Here is a 665-nt window from a genome sequence, read left to right as displayed (position 1 = left end):
GATGGTAAAGCTTTCAGTGGAGGAGCCACAGGAGGCGTAGCAGAAGTAGCAGATTCTCCGTATCTGGTAGTTGATCCGGCAAATCAGTCACATGCTCTGTTTACAGGAATGACCTTTACAGATGACAAGATCATGATAGTAGGAGAAACCGCAACAGATGATGGCGGTGCTGGAACCAAGTCGTTACAGTATGGAACAGATCAGGTTATCTCAGGTGACAATACCCTGTTAGGTTATCAGGAAGGTGCCGAAGGCAATGTAACCGTTGGCGTAAACTACATACCTGCAGGTTCTACTATTGGTTCAGAAACGACTAAGGCCGATGCCGTACTGATTTGTCAGAACTATGGCTCAATTATTCATAACTGGGGTAACAACCTGACAAGTGAAGGTTTGACATTATGGCGGAATGCAGTTTACATGTTGGCAGGACTTGAAGTACCAACCGAACTTGTACAAAGTTCAGTAGGAGTAAACAAAGTACAGAGTGAAGCTACTGTAACTGTATATCCAAGTATAACTTCAGGCACATTCACAGTAGAATTTGCCGGTGAACCAGGTATGATAACTGTTTACAACTTATCAGGAAAAGTTGTTAAGCAGGTTGTACCATCTTCAGGCAAAGAAAACATTAGTATTGACGGCTCAGGATTATATATCATTAA

Annotated in this window: 1 protein-coding gene; it reads left to right on the top strand. The window is 42.6% G+C overall.

Annotated features, from left to right (window positions below):
• Window positions 1-665, top strand: a 665-nt coding sequence (locus ACE1ET_RS20605) for a hypothetical protein (RefSeq protein WP_375730315.1), incomplete at both ends; no start/stop codon positions are given.

Origin of the sequence: Quyinboa mangrovi (assembly GCF_042219825.1) — a bacterium.
Lineage (GTDB): Bacteria > Bacteroidota > Bacteroidia > Bacteroidales > UBA5342 > JBHJHP01.
The sequence above is the reverse complement of the archived record's forward strand: the minus strand, read 5'-3'. Positions and strand labels throughout refer to the sequence as shown.